Annotated in this window: 1 protein-coding gene; it reads left to right on the top strand. The window is 56.6% G+C overall.

Annotation, left to right across the window (positions count from 1 at the left end):
* Positions 1–168: 168 nt before the first annotated feature.
* The coding region (locus AX756_RS24780) for a tyrosine-type recombinase/integrase (RefSeq protein WP_197431148.1) at positions 169–874 on the top strand (706 nt) is incomplete at its 3' end.

The raw sequence follows: 874 nt of genomic DNA, 5'->3' as shown, positions 1-874 counted from the left end.
TTTTATGGCGGTCGCTATATGCGCCATTTATTGTTCCAGCGCGTTCCGAAATGTCTGTTTATCCAACTGGAAAACTTATGTTTATTCCAGAGCACTCCTTCACATTCCGATGTGTTCCAGTACATTGAGGGGGAATAAATGGGGGAACAGATGGCAAAATCTGGAAACGTGAACAAAGCCAAAACAGGGCTTTCGGCGGCATTCGTCAAACACGTCACCGAACCCGGCAAATATCATGACGGCAAGGGAACTGGCCTGTTCCTCCTGGTCAAGCCGACCGGCGGTCGTTCCTGGGTTCAACGCATCGTCATCCGTGGCAAACGCCGCGAGCTGGGGCTGGGCAGTCCGCCTGTGGTCACGCTGGCCGAAGCGCGAGAACAGGCACTGGAAAACAAGCGCCTTGCCCGTTCCGGCGGCGACCCGCTGCGCGAGAAGCGGCACAAGAGCAAGTTGCTTACCTTCGAGGAAGCCGCGCGCGAGACGCACAAGGAACTGGCCCCGACCTTGAAGAATCCGAAAGACCGGGATGCCTTCCTGAACACGCTGGAAAGCTACGTCTTCCCCCGCTTTGGCTCGGTTCTGCTTTCGGACGTGACAAGCGCCGATGTGCGCCAAGCCATTCTTGCCGCCCGCGAAACCGTTCCGGGCATAGCCAAGAAACTGATCTTCCGCATTTCCTCGGTATTCAAATGGGGCATCGCGGAAGGCATCTGCGTGAACAACCCGGCCACGGCCCAAGCGCTCGCCCTGCCCCGCGAGACGAAGAAGACGATACACCGCAAGGCGTTGCATTACTCGGAAGTTGCTGGATGTATTGAAACGGTTCATGCTTCACGGGCATGGAAGGCAACCAAGCTGGCGATTGAGTTCCTTA

Source organism: Aliiruegeria sabulilitoris, from assembly GCF_001558155.1.
GTDB lineage: Bacteria > Pseudomonadota > Alphaproteobacteria > Rhodobacterales > Rhodobacteraceae > Tropicimonas > Tropicimonas sabulilitoris.
The sequence above is the reverse complement of the archived record's forward strand: the minus strand, read 5'-3'. Positions and strand labels throughout refer to the sequence as shown.